The 20,153-nt window shown below is 63.6% G+C and carries 11 protein-coding genes and 1 pseudogene; 2 read left to right on the top strand and 10 right to left on the bottom strand.

Going from position 1 to position 20,153, the window contains the following annotated elements:
- Positions 1-241: 241 nt before the first annotated feature.
- Positions 242-2,071, top strand: a complete 1,830-nt coding sequence (recQ, locus tag FJW03_RS22470) for a DNA helicase RecQ (RefSeq protein ID WP_140766923.1) — start codon at positions 242-244, stop codon at positions 2,069-2,071.
- A gap of 246 nt (positions 2,072-2,317) precedes the next feature.
- Here the strand turns inward: recQ and FJW03_RS22465 are convergent, their stop codons facing one another.
- From FJW03_RS22465 to FJW03_RS22430, 8 genes and pseudogenes are all read right to left on the bottom strand, one after another.
- Positions 2,318-2,572: an exopolysaccharide production repressor protein gene (locus FJW03_RS22465; protein ID WP_140766924.1), complete on the bottom strand. Its 255-nt coding sequence runs from the start codon at positions 2,570-2,572 to the stop codon at positions 2,318-2,320.
- Positions 2,573-2,722: 150 nt separating this feature from the next.
- On the bottom strand, positions 2,723-3,469 hold the full coding sequence (locus FJW03_RS22460; protein ID WP_226890437.1) for a GGDEF domain-containing protein: 747 nt from the start codon (positions 3,467-3,469) through the stop codon (positions 2,723-2,725).
- A 151-nt stretch (positions 3,470-3,620) separates the two neighbouring features.
- On the bottom strand, positions 3,621-4,310 hold the full coding sequence (locus FJW03_RS22455) for a thermonuclease family protein (protein WP_140766925.1): 690 nt from the start codon (positions 4,308-4,310) through the stop codon (positions 3,621-3,623).
- A 15-nt stretch (positions 4,311-4,325) separates the two neighbouring features.
- The gene (locus FJW03_RS22450; protein ID WP_140766926.1) at positions 4,326-5,525 is read right to left on the bottom strand and encodes an ABC transporter substrate-binding protein; all 1,200 of its coding nucleotides are present in this window, start codon (positions 5,523-5,525) and stop codon (positions 4,326-4,328) included.
- Between the two features lie 324 nt (positions 5,526-5,849).
- Positions 5,850-6,221, bottom strand: a complete 372-nt coding sequence (locus FJW03_RS22445) for a hypothetical protein (RefSeq protein ID WP_140612269.1) — start codon at positions 6,219-6,221, stop codon at positions 5,850-5,852.
- A 114-nt stretch (positions 6,222-6,335) separates the two neighbouring features.
- Positions 6,336-10,757 (bottom strand): beta strand repeat-containing protein, encoded by a 4,422-nt coding sequence (locus FJW03_RS22440; RefSeq protein WP_226890436.1) that lies wholly within the window; start codon positions 10,755-10,757, stop codon positions 6,336-6,338.
- Positions 10,758-10,856: 99 nt separating this feature from the next.
- Positions 10,857-10,931, bottom strand: a pseudogene (locus FJW03_RS30425) (hypothetical protein); the annotation flags it as partial.
- A 245-nt stretch (positions 10,932-11,176) separates the two neighbouring features.
- Positions 11,177-16,855, bottom strand: a complete 5,679-nt coding sequence (locus FJW03_RS22430) for a beta strand repeat-containing protein (protein ID WP_226890435.1) — start codon at positions 16,853-16,855, stop codon at positions 11,177-11,179.
- Positions 16,856-17,178: 323 nt separating this feature from the next.
- On the opposite strand from FJW03_RS22430, the gene FJW03_RS22425 reads away from it, so the two are divergent.
- A complete protein-coding gene (locus FJW03_RS22425) occupies positions 17,179-18,159 on the top strand; it encodes a transglutaminase-like cysteine peptidase (RefSeq protein WP_140761115.1) in 981 nt (326 codons plus the stop codon).
- Between the two features lie 36 nt (positions 18,160-18,195).
- Here FJW03_RS22425 and FJW03_RS22420 read toward each other — a convergent pair whose 3' ends face one another.
- Positions 18,196-18,840, bottom strand: a complete 645-nt coding sequence (locus tag FJW03_RS22420; RefSeq protein WP_140613016.1) for a ribbon-helix-helix domain-containing protein — start codon at positions 18,838-18,840, stop codon at positions 18,196-18,198.
- Positions 18,830-20,119: an HlyD family type I secretion periplasmic adaptor subunit gene (locus FJW03_RS22415; RefSeq protein ID WP_140613017.1), complete on the bottom strand. Its 1,290-nt coding sequence runs from the start codon at positions 20,117-20,119 to the stop codon at positions 18,830-18,832. Before FJW03_RS22415 ends, FJW03_RS22420 begins: the two co-directional genes overlap by 11 nt.
- Between the last annotated feature and the right edge of the window lie 34 nt (positions 20,120-20,153).

The raw sequence follows: 20,153 nt of genomic DNA, 5'->3' as shown, positions 1-20,153 counted from the left end.
GCCCGCGGCTCCCGCAAGGAAAGGCGCCAAGCCAGTGCCGCGCAGCCAGCCCTTCAGGTGCTCCCGTTTCGGGTCCGATTCTTAAAGTGTGGGAGCCAACCTATACATCCTATGCGGGAATCTGCAGACCGACGCGGCCTTAGATGAGTTGCTAGCTCGGACTTTACGAATGAGTTCGCGGTGGCATTCCCGCGCGCTTCGCTTTAGGACCATGGTTCGGCCAAAGAGGAACCATCTCTCCATGCACGGATCGGCGGACAAGCCGGATGCCAAGCGGCGCGTCCTGAAGGACGTGTTCGGCTTCGATGACTTCCGCCCCGGCCAGGCCGACGTCATGGATGCGCTGCTCAGCGGACGACACGTGCTGGCCGTGATGCCGACGGGCGCCGGCAAGTCGCTCTGCTACCAGGTTCCGGCGTTGGTCCTGGGCGGGCTTACCATCGTCGTCTCGCCGCTGGTCGCGCTGATGCAGGATCAGGTCGCCGCCTTGCGCCTTGCCGGCGTGGCGGCCGAGACGATCAACTCCTCGCTCGACCGCGAGGCCAATGTCGCGGCCTGGCGCCGTATCGCTTCCGGCCAGACGCGGCTGCTTTATCTGGCGCCGGAACGGCTGATGACCGAGCGCATGCTCGAGGCGCTATCGAGGCTCGACGTCAGCCTGATCGCCATCGACGAGGCGCATTGCATCTCGCAATGGGGGCCGGCGTTCCGGCCTGAGTATGAGGACCTGTCGCGGCTGCGCGGCATCTTCCCCAACGTGCCGATCATCGCGGTGACGGCAACGGCGGACGAGAGCACGCGCACCGACATCGAATCCCGGCTGTTCGCCGAGCGGGTCGAAACCCTGGTGCTGGGTTTCGACCGGCCAAACATCAAGCTGGCGATCGAATCCAAGCAGGACAGCAAGCGGCAATTGCTGCGTTTCATCGAGCGCCACGCCGGCAAGAGCGGCATCGTCTACTGCCTGTCACGCAAGAAGACCGAGGAGATGGCGGCCTTCCTCGAGAAGAACGGCGTCACCGCGCTCCCCTATCATGCCGGGATGAGCAAGGAGGCGCGTGAAGCCAATCAAAACGCCTTCATGACGCTCTCCGGCGTCGTCATGGTGGCGACCATCGCCTTCGGCATGGGTATCGACAAGCCCGATGTCGCCTATGTCTTCCATACCGATATGCCGGGCAGCCTGGAGGCCTATTATCAGGAGATCGGCCGCGCCGGCCGCGATGGGCGCAAGGCCGAGGCGCATATGCTTTACGGCCTTGGCGATATCCGCATGCGCCGGCTGTTCATCGACGACGAGGACGCGTCCACCGAGCACAAGCGGCGGGCGCATCGCCGGCTGGACACGCTGATCGGCTATTGCGAGACGGCGCAATGCCGCCGTCAGGTGCTGCTTGGCTATTTCGGCGAGGACGCCTCGCCTTGTGGCAATTGCGACAACTGCCTCGACCAGGTGCCCCGCGTCGATGGCGCCGCCGACGCACGTATCATTCTGGCGGCGGTGGCGCAGAGTGGCGAGCGCTTCGGCGCCACCCACGTCATCGACATCCTGCTCGGCCACGAGACCGAGAAAGTCTTGGCCAGGGGCCACGAGCGGCTGGCCAGCTTCGGCAGCGGCGTGGCGCACAAGAAGGATTTCTGGATATCGTTGATCCGGCAGCTTGTCGCCGGAGGCTTCCTGGAGCCGGACCCGAGCGGCCATGGCGGCCTTGCCATTGCCGACAAAGGCCATGCGCTTGGCCGGGGCGAGGTGCCGTTCCACTACCGCGTCGAGATGCGCGGCCGCGCCTTGCGCAAGATGCGGGCGGCCGAAGGCGCCGCGAACGCCGAAGGCGTGGATGCATCGCTGCTCGCCACGCTCAAATCGCTGCGGCTGCGTCTCGCCAAGGAGCGTCAGGTGCCGGCCTATGTCGTGTTCTCCGATCGCACGCTGATTGACATGGCCGAACGCCGCCCGCGCGATCTCGACGCCTTCGCCGGGGTGAATGGCGTGGGCGGGGCGAAGCTCAAGGAGTTCGGCCAGGTTTTTCTCGCCGCGATCGCCGCGCACCACGCGGGCGGATCGGCCTGAGGAGGCGATCCGGCGCTGTCCGTGGGGTCCGGCGGCCAAGTGCCGGTTGGGGCGATCTGCTTCACAGCGCCAATGGCGTGCATTCGCTGGCGCTTGCCGGCGGCGTCGCGCTGCACACGATCAATGTCGACCGCCATCCTGCCTTCGACAAGGAGAGGGGACCGACAGGTTTGGCCGGCTTTTGCCCTGCCTGTTAGAGCGTTCCACCATTTCGCGGAAATGCAGAACCGCCCTATCTCTTTGCTTTTAGGCGACGCCGTCATGTTCAAAGGGCGCAGGCAAGTCGGCATCACTGTCGGCAAAATCCTCGGAGTCCATTTTCCGGGATGCGCGCCCAATGACCAGCACCATCAGGGCGACGAAATACCCAATCTGCAAAACTATCGCGGCGACCGCGGTCCAGCCAAGCGTATGCCATAAGGAACCCGTTGCCGCAAAGATCCAGACAGCCACGAAGCCCAGCGTGCCGAACATACCTATCAGAAACTGCGGAAAATACATTTTTGCCAGAACGTTCTAACTGTCACCAGTCTCGAAACGTCTCCCTAACTGGAACGCCACATCCCGGTTTGAAGGTTTTTCATTATTTTAGCAATTGCGCAAGTACCGGCGGTGAAGAGACCGGCCGGCTTCGCGGCTGGTCAGCTGCGGCTAGGCGTGAAGATGCGACAAGTCGAAACCGCCGTCCGGTCGAGGCGCCGACAAGCGCTCTGCCGCAGACCGGAACATGTCCTCGAACTCCAGTTCCTGCTCAAACACCACACCTCCGAGTTTCACGGCCAGGACTTCTTCGCCTCCTTGGGGCGCGAAATAGACTTGCGAGACGCCGGCACGAATACGCTCGCCAATCTTTCTGGCGTCGGCTTCGCTTGCTCCGGGCAGAAACACTCCGAACATCGAAGCGCCGATGCGGCCAATCACATCCTCCGAGCGAACGGAGGATCGGATGGCCGAGGCTATGAGGCGCAGGGCTTCATCGCCCCAGCCAAGGCCGAAGCGCAGGTTGATGGCGCGCAGATGCTCGGGGTGAATCACCAGGAAGGCGCCCGATCGCGAGCCCGGCGCCGAGGGTTTTACCGCTCTGCGTTCGACGAGTGATGCGAAAACGGTCCCGTTCAGGCAGCCGGTCAACCCGTCATAGCTTGCCGCCTTGTTGAGTTCCCGTCGATAGTGGCGGATATCGGCCAACTTCAGACCTATGAACACAAACAGTGGCAGGCAAATCACCAGAGGCAGGACCGCTGCGGTGATCACGCCACGGCCGAACGGGGTCAAGGCATCGATGAACAGAAGCAGATAATTCAAGCCAAAGGAAACGCACAGGCTGGCGATGGTTCCCAAGAGGGCTAAACGCATGACATCCTGCCATGCGTTGGTCCCCGTCGATGCTTTCGTCACGGCCAATCTCCTGTTTGGTCGGCAAGCATATGGCCGGCAAGTTACGATTTTAGTCTCCAGGAACAATACAATTTGACGGATCGAGGTTGATAATCTTGCGCAGCCGCCCTTAGAGCGGTTCAGCGTTTGATGGTATCGTTGGCCGAAGCGCCTACACAGGTGGGCCGAAGATTCCCATTTCCGCGGCTCTGGCTGTCGCCTCGGCCTTGCCATAGATGCTATCAGGCAAAGCCAGGGCCCAGCCGTTGGATACGAGCCAGGCGCCGACATCCTGCTGTCCCAGCCGGCACGGCGCGGCGATCGGGAAACGGTCAATTTCCGGTGGCACGAAACATTTCAACGCCCGTCCGCGAAGCCAGCGGTTGAAAGCAGCGCGTGCCCTTTGCCCGCAAGGCCAGGAGATATCGTCAAACAGGCAAGTCCTGTCTATCTCGACGCCCTGCACGCCGCTGATCGTCACTTTTCGGCCCATGGATTCGAAGCCGGCTGACGACGTGGCCTGCGGGCCGTACAGCAGCATCTCCCGCCAATCCTGCGGCATCGGTGTTTTCGGAGGGGACGCGAGGCCGAGTTCGCCGAGCGGCGAACGTGGCTCCGCTCGCTCGATGCGCGTCGCGTCGATCTGCGGCGGTGCGATGAGGTCCTGAGCGATCATGCGTGCCGAACTGGAAAGGAAGCGAACCGGGCGCCGACGGTCCTTGTGCCCGGCTTCGGGGGCCGAGGCGACAATTGGCGGATCGACCCGGAACAGGTGCGCTGCCCGGACAATCAACAAAATTCCGATCAAGAGCTCAAGGCTTCCGATCGCGATCATGATGCGGACCCGTTGTGCTTTGCCCATCGGGTCTACGCCCAGTCAGAAACCGGACGTCGATTTGGCAACCAGTTTGAGCGCCCCTTTTTCAATTCGATAGAAAGGCATCGACCGTTCGCTGGATCCGTCGGCGCGAAACCGGAACAAACCGGTCGACCCGCGAAACCCGCTCGGATTCTCGAAGACTTTTCTGCTGAAACTGGCAGGTCCAAGTGCGCTTGCGATCCCGGCTGTCAGGGCGACTGTATCATAAGCATAAGCGACATTGACGTCGGGCTCGTATTTGAAGGTCGTCTTGAAACGATCCGCGATGGGACCCGTCTCGCGTGGATCGAGCGTTGCGATATAAGCGCCTTCGAAAAGCGGATCGATCGGGCGATCCAGCCAGCGATTTGTGCCGACCACGGAGGTCGACTTTCCCGGAATGCCTTTTGCTTTCAGAGCGATGAGGATCGGCGACGGGCTGCCGTCACCGCTGGCAACGACGACGGCATCGGGCATCTCCACAAGCGAACCCATATCGGCGACCGCCTTGGCGCCGTTGTCGGCGGCCGAATAGGGTATGGTGACCGCAAGTGTGGCTCCGTATACGCTGAGGCTGTTGGCAACCCGCTTCTCGACTATGCCGGCATTCGACCCTGCCGGGACAAGCAGGACGAATTTCTTGCCGCCCTTGGCCGCGATGGCGCCGGCACCCGCCGCGGCGCTGTCTGCTTCAGTGAGGCACACGGCGTAGACGCCCGGACCGCCGGCGAAATTGTCGGCAAGAGCCAGAACCGGCGGCCGGTTCGACCCCGACAGTTGAGCGACATGCTGTGCCGCGGGCAGTTCGGTCGGGCCGATGACAATTTTCGCCCCCGACGTTATGGCCTTGATCGCCAATTGCTGGGAATAACCCACGTCGCCTCGCGTGTCCTCGACGGTCACCGTAAGCAGCGGATTGCCAAGATCGGTCATCGCGAGTTTTGCGGCGTCGAGCATCTTCCTGCCACTTTCCCCCGCCGTTCCCGGCGCGGAGAGGGGCAGCAGCATGGCAACCTTCGTGGGGCCAGTGCCGAGAGACTGCGTCGCCTGGCTTGCGTTGGCGGCAGCGACAACAGTCGGTTGATTGCCGGCCTGGATGGCGGCCGGATCGAGTGCGTCGGACACGCTGCCTTTCGACTGACAACCCAGCAACGATCCCGCCAGCAGGGAGGCCGCCGCCAACGTTCGCAGACGGTGTACCTGTCGGCCAAATCCCATGCTTGCTCCCACCCGATACGCCGCCAGATTGTGTGACCTTGCCCTTCCCGGTCTCATCCTCAAAATATGTTACGGCGGATTTGCGCCGTTCTCGCCGAGGTCCTCGGCTGCGGAAGGACTGCGTTCTTCTGCTTGGTCACCTCCAGCCCTTGACCTGGCGCAGGCTGGCAATGGCGGATGGAACTGGAAGCTCGCTCGCGGGCCTGCTCCCTCGAACCGGCCGGCGTGACCCACGGCAAGAGGCCGACCAATGCGGTCGCTCCCGTGATCGCAGCGAGCGACATGGGATCGCCAATCATCGGCCCGACGTTCCCGCCTGCCTGGTCAGTTCATGTACTCGACCATGCGCTCGTGAAAACACTCGCATTTGTCGAGTGTATCCTCGTCGCGATAATTCGTCTTCAGGTAGCCGTAAGCCATGCCGCAGGCGACCTTGGCTTCCGACGCCCAGACGAAAACCGGCCTGGATGAATTGATCCATTCCGGGCTGTTGGCGACGACGACCGACTCGTCCATCAGCTTCACCACCTGGCTCTTCAGATCGACGATGTTGTCGGTCCGCACCAGGTCCGAGTTGCCGGCGACACGGCAATAATCGGTCGTCGAGCCGCCGATGATGTCGGCGGCGTAGCCCGCCGATCCGGCCGTCAACAACAGGGCCGCCGCCGAAACCAGCAGCTTTGCAACAGTCTTCATGATGAGCTCCCCTCTATTCCCTAATTCAATGGTTCGCTAATGCATAACATGGGAGCGCAACCGCGCGCTACGTTACTGGTCACCAAATTTGCACCACCGGTGCGTCGATCAACATCAAGCCACCACAGTCTCGGTATGAGTCGGCATGTTGTGATCATAAAGGATGGTAATCGCAGAGCCGGTGCTAACTCCCGTCAGCGATGCCACTTCGACCATGTTGCCGCCGGCGGCAGTGCCGTTGTCATCAACCATCACGTGAGCAGCGCCACCCGAGAAAGTAACGTCGACCGAAGCTCCTGCCTGTGAATCCGTAGTCGGTGCGTTGCCGCCAAGAGATTTAAGCAGGTCTGAAAGGTCGATAACATCTTGGCCGGGTGTATAGTCGGCGATGACATCAACCACGTGGATAGCTGTAAGTTTGGATGGATCGATTACGAAAGTATCGTTGCCAGCGCCACCGGTCATGTGATTGAGCCCCAGGCCGCCAATCAGGATGTCATTGCCTGCGCCGCCAATCAGGGTATCGTTGCCAGCGCCACCGTAGAGGATGTTGTTCCCCGCATCTCCGGTGATCGTGTCGTCGTAGTTCGAGCCGATCACGTCAGGCTGCGTGGACGTCACCCCGTAAGTATGTGAGGCGCCCGCGGCGTCGGCTGAATGGTCAGCCGTCGTCGGCGACGACGGCATCAGATACACGCCGATGGAGCCGTTGGCGACATCGCCATCGCCATCCACCACACTGACCGGCAGATGCAGGTCGACCGGAAGGCCGGGAGTGATCGACGTCGCGCCAAAGTCAGTGATCTGGAACGGATCGCTCGCTTGGTGAGTGGCGGCCGAGGTGTAGTTGGTGTCCACAAAATTGATCTGGAGCGCGTTGTAGTCGGTGACGCCATAGACGCCAAGCGTCGTGTTATTGACTACACCACCGACGACGGCGTGCACGGGGTCGCCGACATTGGCTTGCACGAAGTCCACTGTGAACGTATGGCCACCAACCACGACATTGTAGATCGTGTTGACCGCATGGCCGGCAAGGCTGAAGACCGTGTCTCCACCGTTATATTTGATGGCGACACCATTGATGGAGTCCAGTGTGCCCTCATTGGCTGTCACGGATCCGCTGCCGGCGACGGTATCCAACCCTTTGTCTACAAAGGCGGAGAGGTCAACCGATGTCGACTTGCCGTTGCCGACAGCGAAGGTGACGAAGGCGCCATTGACATCATAATGGCCGGTATAGGTTTCGTTTGCGCCAGCGGGATAATTGGAACCGTTGGCGGGTGTTTGTCCCAGTGATGTCACATAATCCAGCCGGACGCCTTCTCCGCTATCGAAGTACGCGTTGCTTATGCCGATCGTGCTGGATGTGCCGTTCACGCTTCCGCTGTTCGTGACCGTGCCACTGTTGATCTTCAGGGGCGTCGCCAGAAGATCATGATGCGCCGACGACCCGTCGATGAAGCCATACCAGGCCGCATTGCCCCCCTTGAAGGTGTACCCGTTGTTTGAGTTGTAGGAGATGCTCTGCGCGCCGCCGTCGATCGTGCCGATGAGATTGACCGTATAGGTGTCGCTGGCCGCGGCGAAGCTGTGGTCGAGATCCAGGCCGACGGTCATCACCGCCGAATCGGTACCGGCGGTGTAGATGCCGTCGCCGTTCGAATCCAGGAAGCCGGTGAGCGTGTGGCCATCCGCCGACACCGAATAGAGGATGTGGCGACCGCCGGATGTAAACCCGCTGTCGGTGCCGTTCAGCGACGCCGCGAAGCGCGTGTCGCCGCCATCGGCACCGTAATTGTTGTCCACATTGCCGTCGAAATCCAGCTTGCCGGTGAAGGTCTTGCCGGCCGTGTTCAACATCACCGCCAGATCGGGAGCGATGACGCTGGGAACGTCGTCGATCACGTCGACATAGATGGTGCCGGTCACCGTGTTGCCGTTGGCGTCGGTCACCTTATAGCCGAAACTGTCGGCGTGATTCACCGTGTCGGTGCCGTTGTTGGCGGGAGACTCTGTCACCGGCGAGGTCAGCGTGTAGCTGTAGCTGCCGTTCGCGTTCAGCGTCAGTGTGCCGTGGCTGCCGGCCGCCGGACTGGTCAGCTCATAGACCAGGCCGCCCGCAGCGCTGCTGGAAGCCGTGATCTGGCCGGTGGTGAAGATATTGCTGTTATCCCCGGCATGGCTGCCGTTTGAAAGCCCCCCTTCATTCACCGTCGCCTCATTGGCGCTGGCGGTGATTCCCGAATCCGTCAGGTTGATCTTCAGCGTCGTCGTCGACAGATCGCCGTCGCCGTCCTTGATCGTGTAGACGAACGTGTCGGTCGCACCGGCCGGCGGCACCAGATTCGGCGTGCCGACATATTTGTAGGATCCGTCCGCTTGCAGCGTCAGTGTGCCGTAGGTCCCCACTATGGTCGAGTTGACGCCCGTTGTCACCGCGGTCGTCGTGTCGACGCCCGCAAGCCGTACGCCCACCACGCCGCCGCCGGCCGCATAGCCGTCCGCGCCCGCAGCGTCGTTCGACAGCACGCCATTGGCCGCATTGACCGTCAGCGTCGCCCCTTCCGTCACATTGCCGGTATCGGCGTTGGCCGTGGGCGCGTCGTCGACGATGGTGATGGTCAGGTTGCTGCCGCTGAGGGGCGTGTCGCCGTCCTTGTCGGTGACGCTGACCGGGACGCTGATGGTGGTGTTGTTGGTGTCGCCGGTGTTGTCGAGCAGCGTGTAGGTGTAGTGGATCTGGCTGGTGGCGGCATCGTACCAGGCCGTCAGCGTTCCGGTGGAGTTGGCGAGCACGGTGGTGGCCGTGGCCGCGCTTGTTCCGGTGACCGCCGTGTTGTTGAGCGATACCGAGGCGACACCGTCGACCGATGTCACCGCGATCACGCCCGAGGCCGTGGTGTCGGTGGCGCCGATATGCGAGCCCGCGGGCTCGGTCGAGTTGCGCGCGGGCAGGCCCGCCTCATAGACCGTGGTCACGCCGTCGCCGGCCGCCGGCAGGGTGTAGGTCGGCGTGGAGTCTTCGATATGGATCGTCAGCGTCGCCGTCGATGTGTCGGTGTCGCCGTCCTTGAGCGTGTAGGTGAAGACGTCGTTGACGCCGCCGGCCGAGCCGGCGTTGCGGGTGTAGCTGTACTGTCCGCTGGCATCGATGGTCAGCGTGCCGTACTGGCCGTTGATGATGGTGCTGCCGTTGATGTCGAGTCCGGCGCCGCCGACATTGTCGCTCTGGATGTGGCTGACGCTGGCGCCGTCGGCGCCCTGGGTGTCGGCACCCGCCGCGCCGGAGGTCGTGCCGGTGCCGGTGATGACGTTGCCGGCCTCGGCCGTGAACTGGCCGGCCGCGACGCTGTCGGTGTCGGCATGCGCGACCGGCGCGTCGTCGACGATGGTGATGGTCAGGTTGCTGCCGCTGAGGGGCGTGTCGCCGTCCTTGTCGGTGACGCTGACCGGGACGCTGATGGTGGTGTTGTTGGTGTCGCCGGTGTTGTCGAGCAGCGTGTAGGTGTAGTGGATCTGGCTGGTGGCGGCATCGTACCAGGCCGTCAGCGTTCCGGTGGAGTTGGCGAGCACGGTGGTGGCCGTGGCCGCGCTTGTTCCGGTGACCGCCGTGTTGTTGAGCGATACCGAGGCGACACCGTCGACCGATGTCACCGCGATCACGCCCGAGGCCGTGGTGTCGGTGGCGCCGATATGCGAGCCCGCGGGCTCGGTCGAGTTGCGCGCGGGCAGGCCCGCCTCATAGACCGTGGTCACGCCGTCGCCGGCCGCCGGCAGGGTGTAGGTCGGCGTGGAGTCTTCGATATGGATCGTCAGCGTCGCCGTCGATGTGTCGGTGTCGCCGTCCTTGAGCGTGTAGGTGAAGACGTCGTTGACGCCGCCGGCCGAGCCGGCGTTGCGGGTGTAGCTGTACTGTCCGCTGGCATCGATGGTCAGCGTGCCGTACTGGCCGTTGATGATGGTGCTGCCGTTGATGTCGAGTCCGGCGCCGCCGACATTGTCGCTCTGGATGTGGCTGACGCTGGCGCCGTCGGCGCCCTGGGTGTCGGCACCCGCCGCGCCGGAGGTCGTGCCGGTGCCGGTGATGACGTTGCCGGCCTCGGCCGTGAACTGGCCGGCCGCGACGCTGTCGGTGTCGGCATGCGCGACCGGCGCGTCGTCGACGATGGTGATGGTCAGGTTGCTGCCGCTGAGGGGCGTGTCGCCGTCCTTGTCGGTGACGCTGACCGGGACGCTGATGGTGGTGTTGTTGGTGTCGCCGGTGTTGTCGAGCAGCGTGTAGGTGTAGTGGATCTGGCTGGTGGCGGCATCGTACCAGGCCGTCAGCGTTCCGGTGGAGTTGGCGAGCACGGTGGTGGCCGTGGCCGCGCTTGTTCCGGTGACCGCCGTGTTGTTGAGCGATACCGAGGCGACACCGTCGACCGATGTCACCGCGATCACGCCCGAGGCCGTGGTGTCGGTGGCGCCGATATGCGAGCCCGCGGGCTCGGTCGAGTTGCGCGCGGGCAGGCCCGCCTCATAGACCGTGGTCACGCCGTCGCCGGCCGCCGGCAGGGTGTAGGTCGGCGTGGAGTCTTCGATATGGATCGTCAGCGTCGCCGTCGATGTGTCGGTGTCGCCGTCCTTGAGCGTGTAGGTGAAGACGTCGTTGACGCCGCCGGCCGAGCCGGCGTTGCGGGTGTAGCTGTACTGTCCGCTGGCATCGATGGTCAGCGTGCCGTACTGGCCGTTGATGATGGTGCTGCCGTTGATGTCGAGTCCGGCGCCGCCGACATTGTCGCTCTGGATGTGGCTGACGCTGGCGCCGTCGGCGCCCTGGGTGTCGGCACCCGCCGCGCCGGAGGTCGTGCCGGTGCCGGTGATGACGTTGCCGGCCTCGGCCGTGAACTGGCCGGCCGCGACGCTGTCGGTGTCGGCATGCGCGACCGGCGCGTCGTCGACGATGGTGATGGTCAGGTTGCTGCCGCTGAGGGGCGTGTCGCCGTCCTTGTCGGTGACGCTGACCGGGACGCTGATGGTGGTGTTGTTGGTGTGTCGCCGGTGTTGTCGAGCAGCGTGTAGGTGTAGTGGATCTGGCTGGTGGCGGCATCGTACCAGGCCGTCAGCGTTCCGGTGGAGTTGGCGAGCACGGTGGTGGCCGTGGCCGCGCTTGTTCCGGTGACCGCCGTGTTGTTGAGCGATACCGAGGCGACACCGTCGACCGATGTCACCGCGATCACGCCCGAGGCCGTGGTGTCGGTGGCGCCGATATGCGAGCCCGCGGGCTCGGTCGAGTTGCGCGCGGGCAGGCCCGCCTCATAGACCGTGGTCACGCCGTCGCCGGCCGCCGGCAGGGTGTAGGTCGGCGTGGAGTCTTCGATATGGATCGTCAGCGTCGCCGTCGATGTGTCGGTGTCGCCGTCCTTGAGCGTGTAGGTGAAGACGTCGTTGACGCCGCCGGCCGAGCCGGCGTTGCGGGTGTAGCTGTACTGTCCGCTGGCATCGATGGTCAGCGTGCCGTACTGGCCGTTGATGATGGTGCTGCCGTTGATGTCGAGTCCGGCGCCGCCGACATTGTCGCTCTGGATGTGGCTGACGCTGGCGCCGTCGGCGCCCTGGGTGTCGGCACCCGCCGCGCCGGAGGTCGTGCCGGTGCCGGTGATGACGTTGCCGGCCTCGGCCGTGAACTGGCCGGCCGCGACGCTGTCGGTGTCGGCATGCGCGACCGGCGCGTCGTCGACGATGGTGATGGTCAGGTTGCTGCCGCTGAGGGGCGTGTCGCCGTCCTTGTCGGTGACGCTGACCGGGACGCTGATGGTGGTGTTGTTGGTGTCGCCGGTGTTGTCGAGCAGCGTGTAGGTGTAGTGGATCTGGCTGGTGGCGGCATCGTACCAGGCCGTCAGCGTTCCGGTGGAGTTGGCGAGCACGGTGGTGGCCGTGGCCGCGCTTGTTCCGGTGACCGCCGTGTTGTTGAGCGATACCGAGGCGACACCGTCGACCGATGTCACCGCGATCACGCCCGAGGCCGTGGTGTCGGTGGCGCCGATATGCGAGCCCGCGGGCTCGGTCGAGTTGCGCGCGGGCAGGCCCGCCTCATAGACCGTGGTCACGCCGTCGCCGGCCGCCGGCAGGGTGTAGGTCGGCGTGGAGTCTTCGATATGGATCGTCAGCGTCGCCGTCGATGTGTCGGTGTCGCCGTCCTTGAGCGTGTAGGTGAAGACGTCGTTGACGCCGCCGGCCGAGCCGGCGTTGCGGGTGTAGCTGTACTGTCCGCTGGCATCGATGGTCAGCGTGCCGTACTGGCCGTTGATGATGGTGCTGCCGTTGATGTCGAGTCCGGCGCCGCCGACATTGTCGCTCTGGATGTGGCTGACGCTGGCGCCGTCGGCGCCCTGGGTGTCGGCACCCGCCGCGCCGGAGGTCGTGCCGGTGCCGGTGATGACGTTGCCGGCCTCGGCCGTGAACTGGCCGGCCGCGACGCTGTCGGTGTCGGCATGCGCGACCGGCGCGTCGTCGACGATGGTGATGGTCAGGTTGCTGCCGCTGAGGGGCGTGTCGCCGTCCTTGTCGGTGACGCTGACCGGGACGCTGATGGTGGTGTTGTTGGTGTCGCCGGTGTTGTCGAGCAGCGTGTAGGTGTAGTGGATCTGGCTGGTGGCGGCATCGTACCAGGCCGTCAGCGTTCCGGTGGAGTTGGCGAGCACGGTGGTGGCCGTGGCCGCGCTTGTTCCGGTGACCGCCGTGTTGTTGAGCGATACCGAGGCGACACCGTCGACCGATGTCACCGCGATCACGCCCGAGGCCGTGGTGTCGGTGGCGCCGATATGCGAGCCCGCGGGCTCGGTCGAGTTGCGCGCGGGCAGGCCCGCCTCATAGACCGTGGTCACGCCGTCGCCGGCCGCCGGCAGGGTGTAGGTCGGCGTGGAGTCTTCGATATGGATCGTCAGCGTCGCCGTCGATGTGTCGGTGTCGCCGTCCTTGAGCGTGTAGGTGAAGACGTCGTTGACGCCGCCGGCCGAGCCGGCGTTGCGGGTGTAGCTGTACTGTCCGCTGGCATCGATGGTCAGCGTGCCGTACTGGCCGTTGATGATGGTGCTGCCGTTGATGTCGAGTCCGGCGCCGCCGACATTGTCGCTCTGGATGTGGCTGACGCTGGCGCCGTCGGCGCCCTGGGTGTCGGCACCCGCCGCGCCGGAGGTCGTGCCGGTGCCGGTGATGACGTTGCCGGCCTCGGCCGTGAACTGGCCGGCCGCGACGCTGTCGGTGTCGGCATGCGCGACCGGCGCGTCGTCGACGATGGTGATGGTCAGGTTGCTGCCGCTGAGGGGCGTGTCGCCGTCCTTGTCGGTGACGCTGACCGGGACGCTGATGGTGGTGTTGTTGGTGTCGCCGGTGTTGTCGAGCAGCGTGTAGGTGTAGTGGATCTGGCTGGTGGCGGCATCGTACCAGGCCGTCAGCGTTCCGGTGGAGTTGGCGAGCACGGTGGTGGCCGTGGCCGCGCTTGTTCCGGTGACCGCCGTGTTGTTGAGCGATACCGAGGCGACACCGTCGACCGATGTCACCGCGATCACGCCCGAGGCCGTGGTGTCGGTGGCGCCGATATGCGAGCCCGCGGGCTCGGTCGAGTTGCGCGCGGGCAGGCCCGCCTCATAGACCGTGGTCACGCCGTCGCCGGCCGCCGGCAGGGTGTAGGTCGGCGTGGAGTCTTCGATATGGATCGTCAGCGTCGCCGTCGATGTGTCGGTGTCGCCGTCCTTGAGCGTGTAGGTGAAGACGTCGTTGACGCCGCCGGCCGAGCCGGCGTTGCGGGTGTAGCTGTACTGTCCGCTGGCATCGATGGTCAGCGTGCCGTACTGGCCGTTGATGATGGTGCTGCCGTTGATGTCGAGTCCGGCGCCGCCGACATTGTCGCTCTGGATGTGGCTGACGCTGGCGCCGTCGGCGCCCTGGGTGTCGGCACCCGCCGCGCGCCGGAGGTCGTGCCGGTGCCGGTGATGACGTTGCCGGCCTCGGCCGTGAACTGGCCGGCCGCGACGCTGTCGGTGTCGGCATGCGCGACCGGCGCGTCGTCGACGATGGTGATGGTCAGGTTGCTGCCGCTGAGGGGCGTGTCGCCGTCCTTGTCGGTGACGCTGACCGGGACGCTGATGGTGGTGTTGTTGGTGTCGCCCGGTGTTGTCGAGCAGCGTGTAGGTGTAGTGGATCTGGCTGGTGGCGGCATCGTACCAGGCCGTCAGCGTTCCGGTGGAGTTGGCGAGCACGGTGGTGGCCGTGGCCGCGCTTGTTCCGGTGACCGCCGTGTTGTTGAGCGATACCGAGGCGACACCGTCGACCGATGTCACCGCGATCACGCCCGAGGCCGTGGTGTCGGTGGCGCCGATATGCGAGCCCGCGGGCTCGGTCGAGTTGCGCGCGGGCAGGCCCGCCTCATAGACCGTGGTCACGCCGTCGCCGGCCGGCGCCGGCAGGGTGTAGGTCGGCGTGGAGTCTTCGATATGGATCGTCAGCGTCGCCGTCGATGTGTCGGTGTCGCCGTCCTTGAGCGTGTAGGTGAAGAAGACGTCGTTGACGCCGCCGGCCGAGCCGGCGTTGCGGGTGTAGCTGTACTGTCCGCTGGCATCGATGGTCAGCGTGCCGTACTGGCCGTTGATGATGGTGCTGCCGTTGATGTCGAGTCCGGCGCCGCCGACATTGTCGCTCTGGATGTGGCTGACGCTGGCGCCGTCGGCGCCCTGGGTGTCGGCACCCGCCGCGCCGGAGGTCGTGCCGGTGCCGGTGATGACGTTGCCGGCCTCGGCCGTGAACTGGCCGGCCGCGACGCTGTCGGTGTCGGCATGCGCGACCGGCGCGTCGTCGACGATGGTGATGGTCAGGTTGCTGCCGCTGAGGGGCGTGTCGCCGTCCTTGTCGGTGACGCTGACCGGGACGCTGATGGTGGTGTTGTTGGTGTCGCCGGTGTTGTCGAGCAGCGTGTAGGTGTAGTGGATCTGGCTGGTGGCGGCATCGTACCAGGCCGTCAGCGTTCCGGTGGAGTTGGCGAGCACGGTGGTGGCCGTGGCCGCGCTTGTTCCGGTGACCGCCGTGTTGTTGAGCGATACCGAGGCGACACCGTCGACCGATGTCACCGCGATCACGCCCGAGGCCGTGGTGTCGGTGGCGCCGATATGCGAGCCCGCGGGCTCGGTCGAGTTGCGCGCGGGCAGGCCCGCCTCATAGACCGTGGTCACGCCGTCGCCGGCCGCCGGCAGGGTGTAGGTCGGCGTGGAGTCTTCGATATGGATCGTCAGCGTCGCCGTCGATGTGTCGGTGTCGCCGTCCTTGAGCGTGTAGGTGAAGACGTCGTTGACGCCGCCGGCCGAGCCGGCGTTGCGGGTGTAGCTGTACTGTCCGCTGGCATCGATGGTCAGCGTGCCGTACTGGCCGTTGATGATGGTGCTGCCGTTGATGTCGAGTCCGGCGCCGCCGACATTGTCGCTCTGGATGTGGCTGACGCTGGCGCCGTCGGCGCCCTGGGTGTCGGCACCCGCCGCGCCGGAGGTCGTGCCGGTGCCGGTGATGACGTTGCCGGCCTCGGCCGTGAACTGGCCGGCCGCGACGCTGTCGGTGTCGGCATGCGCGACCGGCGCGTCGTCGACGATGGTGATGGTCAGGTTGCCGGGAGGCGCCGCATCGCCGTCGGCGTCCGTCACGCCAACCACGAAAGTGACGCTCGTGTTGTCGCCAGAGGTGTTGTTGGCAAGTGTATAGGAGTAGTTGATCGTGCCGATACCGGTTGCGGCATCGAAGGCATAGCTCGCCGTCAGCGAACCCGTGGCGTCGGTGAAGGTCTGCGGCACCGTAGTCAGGGCATGGCCGCTGAGCGTGACCTGCGATACGCCGTCGGGCGACGTGAAGCCGATAGTCCCGGAGGTCATCTCCGAGTTGGAACCAAAGGCCGAACCGGCGGGTTCGCCATTGTGTGCAGGCAGGCCAGCTTCGGAGACGGTCGCCTCCCCGATGAGCCCGATCGACGGTATGGAATTTGGCCTGACAAGGCCCGTGAAGAGCTCGCGGTTATCCGGTTGCCCGAACTGCAGGTCGGTCGGCGGCAACAGCGCCGATAGTCCAAATCCGTCACCAATGCCGCCGGCAGGCTGTTCGAAATTTCCACCAGCGCTGCTTTGCGAGCCATTTCCGCCAGCCGAGATCGACCCGTCCGCGCCGAAGGCGACATCGATGTGGCTTGCCTCGAGCGCCGCGATCAGGGCGACGCGCGGCACCTCGACGTCACCGATGACGAAGGTCGGCACATTCAAGGCGCCGTCCTTGATGACGATGACGGAGCCGTCCGCCTGTTCAAGCAAGAGGTTGTGACCATCGACCTTGATGTTGTCGATCGAAACATTGGCTGGGAGTTTGACGATGTTGCTCGCGTCGGCAACGTATTCATGCGGGATATTTGCCGCCGGTGGAGCATTCACGGGCGCGCCGCCACCGACATCGACCGGGACAGGTTCGGCCGCGGCCGGTGCGGTTTGAGCCGGCGCCGCTGCCTGGTCCGCCGGGGCGGCTTGAGCAATCTGCACCTGCGCTGTCAGATCATGATGATCGCCGGAGACGTGATGCTCGTCCCACGAACCCGAAACGTTGTCCAATTCAATACTGGTCGCCATAGCTAAAACCCCTCCGGCATTTCCCGGAAAGAGACAGGCGATGCGTCGGTTTTGCAACGGTCCGTCAATCTATTCTATATATTTGAATATGCCTTCGATAAGCTTTTTTACGCTTGGTAAACGAGCTACATATAATGAGTTATATCTCACCTGAGAGGATGAGCTCGGTAGCCGGTACCGATGGGGAGTTTTGGTAAACAGAAGTATAAATGTGAATAAAATTTTACACAAAATAGCTGATGCATATTTTTGGAAAGTTACCCACCTTCCTTTCCAGTAATTTGAGACAGGGTTGGTAGCGTCCACAGTCAAAGGTGGGCGTTATGAAAAAACAAAAAAATGTTCCGGGAACAACCCGAATCAAACTGCTCCTGCTGGCGGCTGGCCTCGCGGGCCTGGCGCAGCCGGCCCTTGCCAGCCAGGTTTTCAAGGGTTCCCTTCCCGCGAAGCCGGCCCTGGAGATGGTTCAGGCGCCGCCTTGTCTCGGCGGCATCTCCCTGCAGCGGTATCAATCCTGGCAGCCCGTCGCGTCTTATCAGGTCAGCATTGGCCAGATCAGCATTGGCCAGATCGGCATTGCTTTGAACGGCTACGGTCCCGTTTCCGCGGATGGCGGAACCGGCACGTCGACGGCCCAAGACAACCCCGGTATCGACCCCATGCAGACGGCGACGATCATCCCGGGTGTGTTCGGATCGGTTGCCCTGTCCATGCATAATTTTCCCGTTTCGGCGCGCTGGGCACCCGTCTACCAGGCCATATCCAGTTGCACGCCGGACAGCGATTGCGGACGCAAGAGCCAGATTTTCGCCAACATCGTCTCGATCGCTCGGGACAAGCCCTTCAGCGAAAAACTGTCGTTCGTCAACAGCAGCATCAATCACTTCATCGCCTACAAAAGCGACATCGACGTATACGGCAAGCTCGACTATTGGGCGAAACCTTCGGAGGTTCTTGCAAATCGCGCTGGCGACTGCGAGGATTTTGCCATTCTCAAGATGACGGCGTTGCTGCAGGCGGGTATTCCGGCGCAAAGCATGTCGCTGGTGGTGCTCCAGGATCGCAAGCGCAGGTTCTTTCATGCCGTGCTTGCGGTAAGCACCGCAAGCGGCGCGTTCATTCTGGACAGCCTTGGCAACAAGGTCCTCAGGGATAGCGACCTCCCGGACTATCAGCCGCTGTATTCGTTCAGCACCGACCGGGCCTGGATTCACGGGACGAAAGCCGGTGCCGCGCAAGTGGCCGACCTCAAGGGTGGCTTCCAGTCGGTCGCACCCGGCGAGGGTTTGACGGATGGTCAGTGACAGCCAGGGCGGACGCCTCCAATCCGCATTGAGTGGTCAGCCGTTGAAGACAAACGCCATCAGCAATTCGGGCTCCAGCACAGGCGCGCGCACCGCGTTCAACTGGCCTCGATAGCGACGTTCGCCGGCGCCAATGACGAAGCCGCTTGTCACCGGGGTTTCGCCGTTGGCGTCGAGGCGCGCGAATATGTCGGCCACACCGATGTCCAATGCCAGCTTGAGGTCTTGGCGCGCGTCATCGTTCGGCGTCATGGGCAGCTGACGCTTGACCAATTGCTGGAAAGCCGCATTGAACGTCAGGATCTTCTTCGACGATGCAAGAGCGAAGGCGGGCGAGGGACAAGCGACCAGAATGGCGTTGACTGTTTTGATCGATGCCAGCTTGCGCAAAGTCAGGTTTTCGTTCGCAAGTGCGCGTATGCAAGCCACCCGAATTGCCGACGTCAGGTTTCCCGTTTCGGAGTGATTGCCAGCGATTTCGTCAATCAGCATACCGATCGTGCATCGCCTGTTCTCCGCCATCTGCTTGAGCGAAATCCAGAAAGCCCGCTCCAGCCGTATGCCGCGCCGTACGCCACCGCGCGTCACAACCCGGAATTCCAGCCCAAAATCCTCTGTTGCGAGGGGCAGGAGCGGCCGGGCACCTTGGGGTGGAGGGGAGGAGGCGACGCTATCGTTCACTCATTGCCTCCTCTCGCGCCTTGTTGATCGGTTTCAAAAGGTAGGTCAGGATTGTCTTGCGCCCGGTCTTGATGTCGACCGAACAGATCATGCCGGGGATGATCGAATAGGCCTTTCCATCTCTCTCGAGCGTCGACTTTTCGGTGGCAACACGAACCTGGTAGTACGGCTCTCCGGTTTTCTGGTCGACAAGGCTGTCCGCGGTGATGTTGGAGACTTTGCCTTCGATGCCGCCGAAGATCGAGAAATCGTAGGCGGTGACCTTTATCAGGGCATCCTGATCCGGGCGGATAAAGGCGACGTCGCGTGGCGAAACACGCGCTTCGACCAGCAATGTCTCGGAAGTGGGCACGATTCCGGCAACGATGGCCCCTGGCTGCACGAAGGCGCCAACCGTGTTCAGCTCCAGCGTGTTGACGATGCCGTCCACGGGAGAGCGGATGTCGGTGCGTGCGACCTTGTCGGTTGCACCGCGGATGGTCTCATCCACCACCGAAAGATCAGCGAGCGCCTGTGTCAGATCACCCAGTGCCTCCTGCTTCAACTGCAGGCCCAGCTCATCGACCTGGAGCTGGGCTTCGGTGATCGCCGACTTGGCTTTCCTTATCGTCTCGCCGGCCAAATTCAACTGGCCGTTGAGTTCGGTTTGCTGCTGCTCGGCCTTCAGCTGCTCGGTTCTGGCCATCAAGCCTTTCTTTGCCATCGACTCGACCAGCTTCGTCTGCTGGTCGCTTACCGCCAGGTTCTTGATCAGGCGCTCGGAATTGGCGTTCGCCTCGTCCAGTTCCCTTTGGCGCTGGTCGAGGCGCGACTTGAGTACCGACAGCTTGTTGTCAAAGTTCTCGCGCCGGGCGACGAGCAGGTTTTGCTCATTGTCGCAAATTTGCGGAGCAACCGACTGTATGTCCTGGGGGCAAGGGAACGAGCCCGCGAGATTGCCGGTCTGTTCGTATTTGAGCCTGGCGATGCGCGCTTCAAGCGCACGCGCCTTCGCCTGCTGTTCACCGAGACTGGAGGTATTCAACGTGTTGTCGAGGCGTATGATAAGATCGTTCTTTTTGACGATTTGGCCGATCTGCACCGCTATTTCCTGAACGACACCGGGCTCGCTGGCTTGAATGATCTGGGTCTTCGAGGCCGGTATGACCTTGCCGTCACCGCGCGCGATTTCGTCCACCTCGGCAAAGGACGCCCAAGCAATAAATGCGACAAAGAGCGCCGCTATGATGAATATGGACGCCGTCGCAAAAAGCGGCGGGCGGTCTTCCCTTGCAAGCATTTCCCATGCCCCATTACGTCGAGACCGGGCTCGA

Source organism: Mesorhizobium sp. B4-1-4 (genome assembly GCF_006439395.2).
GTDB lineage: Bacteria > Pseudomonadota > Alphaproteobacteria > Rhizobiales > Rhizobiaceae > Mesorhizobium.
The sequence above is the reverse complement of the archived record's forward strand: the minus strand, read 5'-3'. Positions and strand labels throughout refer to the sequence as shown.

Coding starts and splice junctions, on each gene's coding strand:
- FJW03_RS22415 (WP_140613017.1), bottom strand. CDS start 20,119: ATGCTTGCAAGGGAAGACCGCCCGCCGCTTTTTGCGACGGCGTCCATA.
- recQ (WP_140766923.1), top strand. CDS start 242: ATGCACGGATCGGCGGACAAGCCGGATGCCAAGCGGCGCGTCCTGAAG.
- FJW03_RS22455 (WP_140766925.1), bottom strand. CDS start 4,310: ATGGGCAAAGCACAACGGGTCCGCATCATGATCGCGATCGGAAGCCTT.
- FJW03_RS22465 (WP_140766924.1), bottom strand. CDS start 2,572: ATGTATTTTCCGCAGTTTCTGATAGGTATGTTCGGCACGCTGGGCTTC.
- FJW03_RS22430 (WP_226890435.1), bottom strand. CDS start 16,855: ATGGCGACCAGTATTGAATTGGACAACGTTTCGGGTTCGTGGGACGAG.
- FJW03_RS22450 (WP_140766926.1), bottom strand. CDS start 5,525: ATGGGATTTGGCCGACAGGTACACCGTCTGCGAACGTTGGCGGCGGCC.
- FJW03_RS22445 (WP_140612269.1), bottom strand. CDS start 6,221: ATGAAGACTGTTGCAAAGCTGCTGGTTTCGGCGGCGGCCCTGTTGTTG.
- FJW03_RS22425 (WP_140761115.1), top strand. CDS start 17,179: ATGAAAAAACAAAAAAATGTTCCGGGAACAACCCGAATCAAACTGCTC.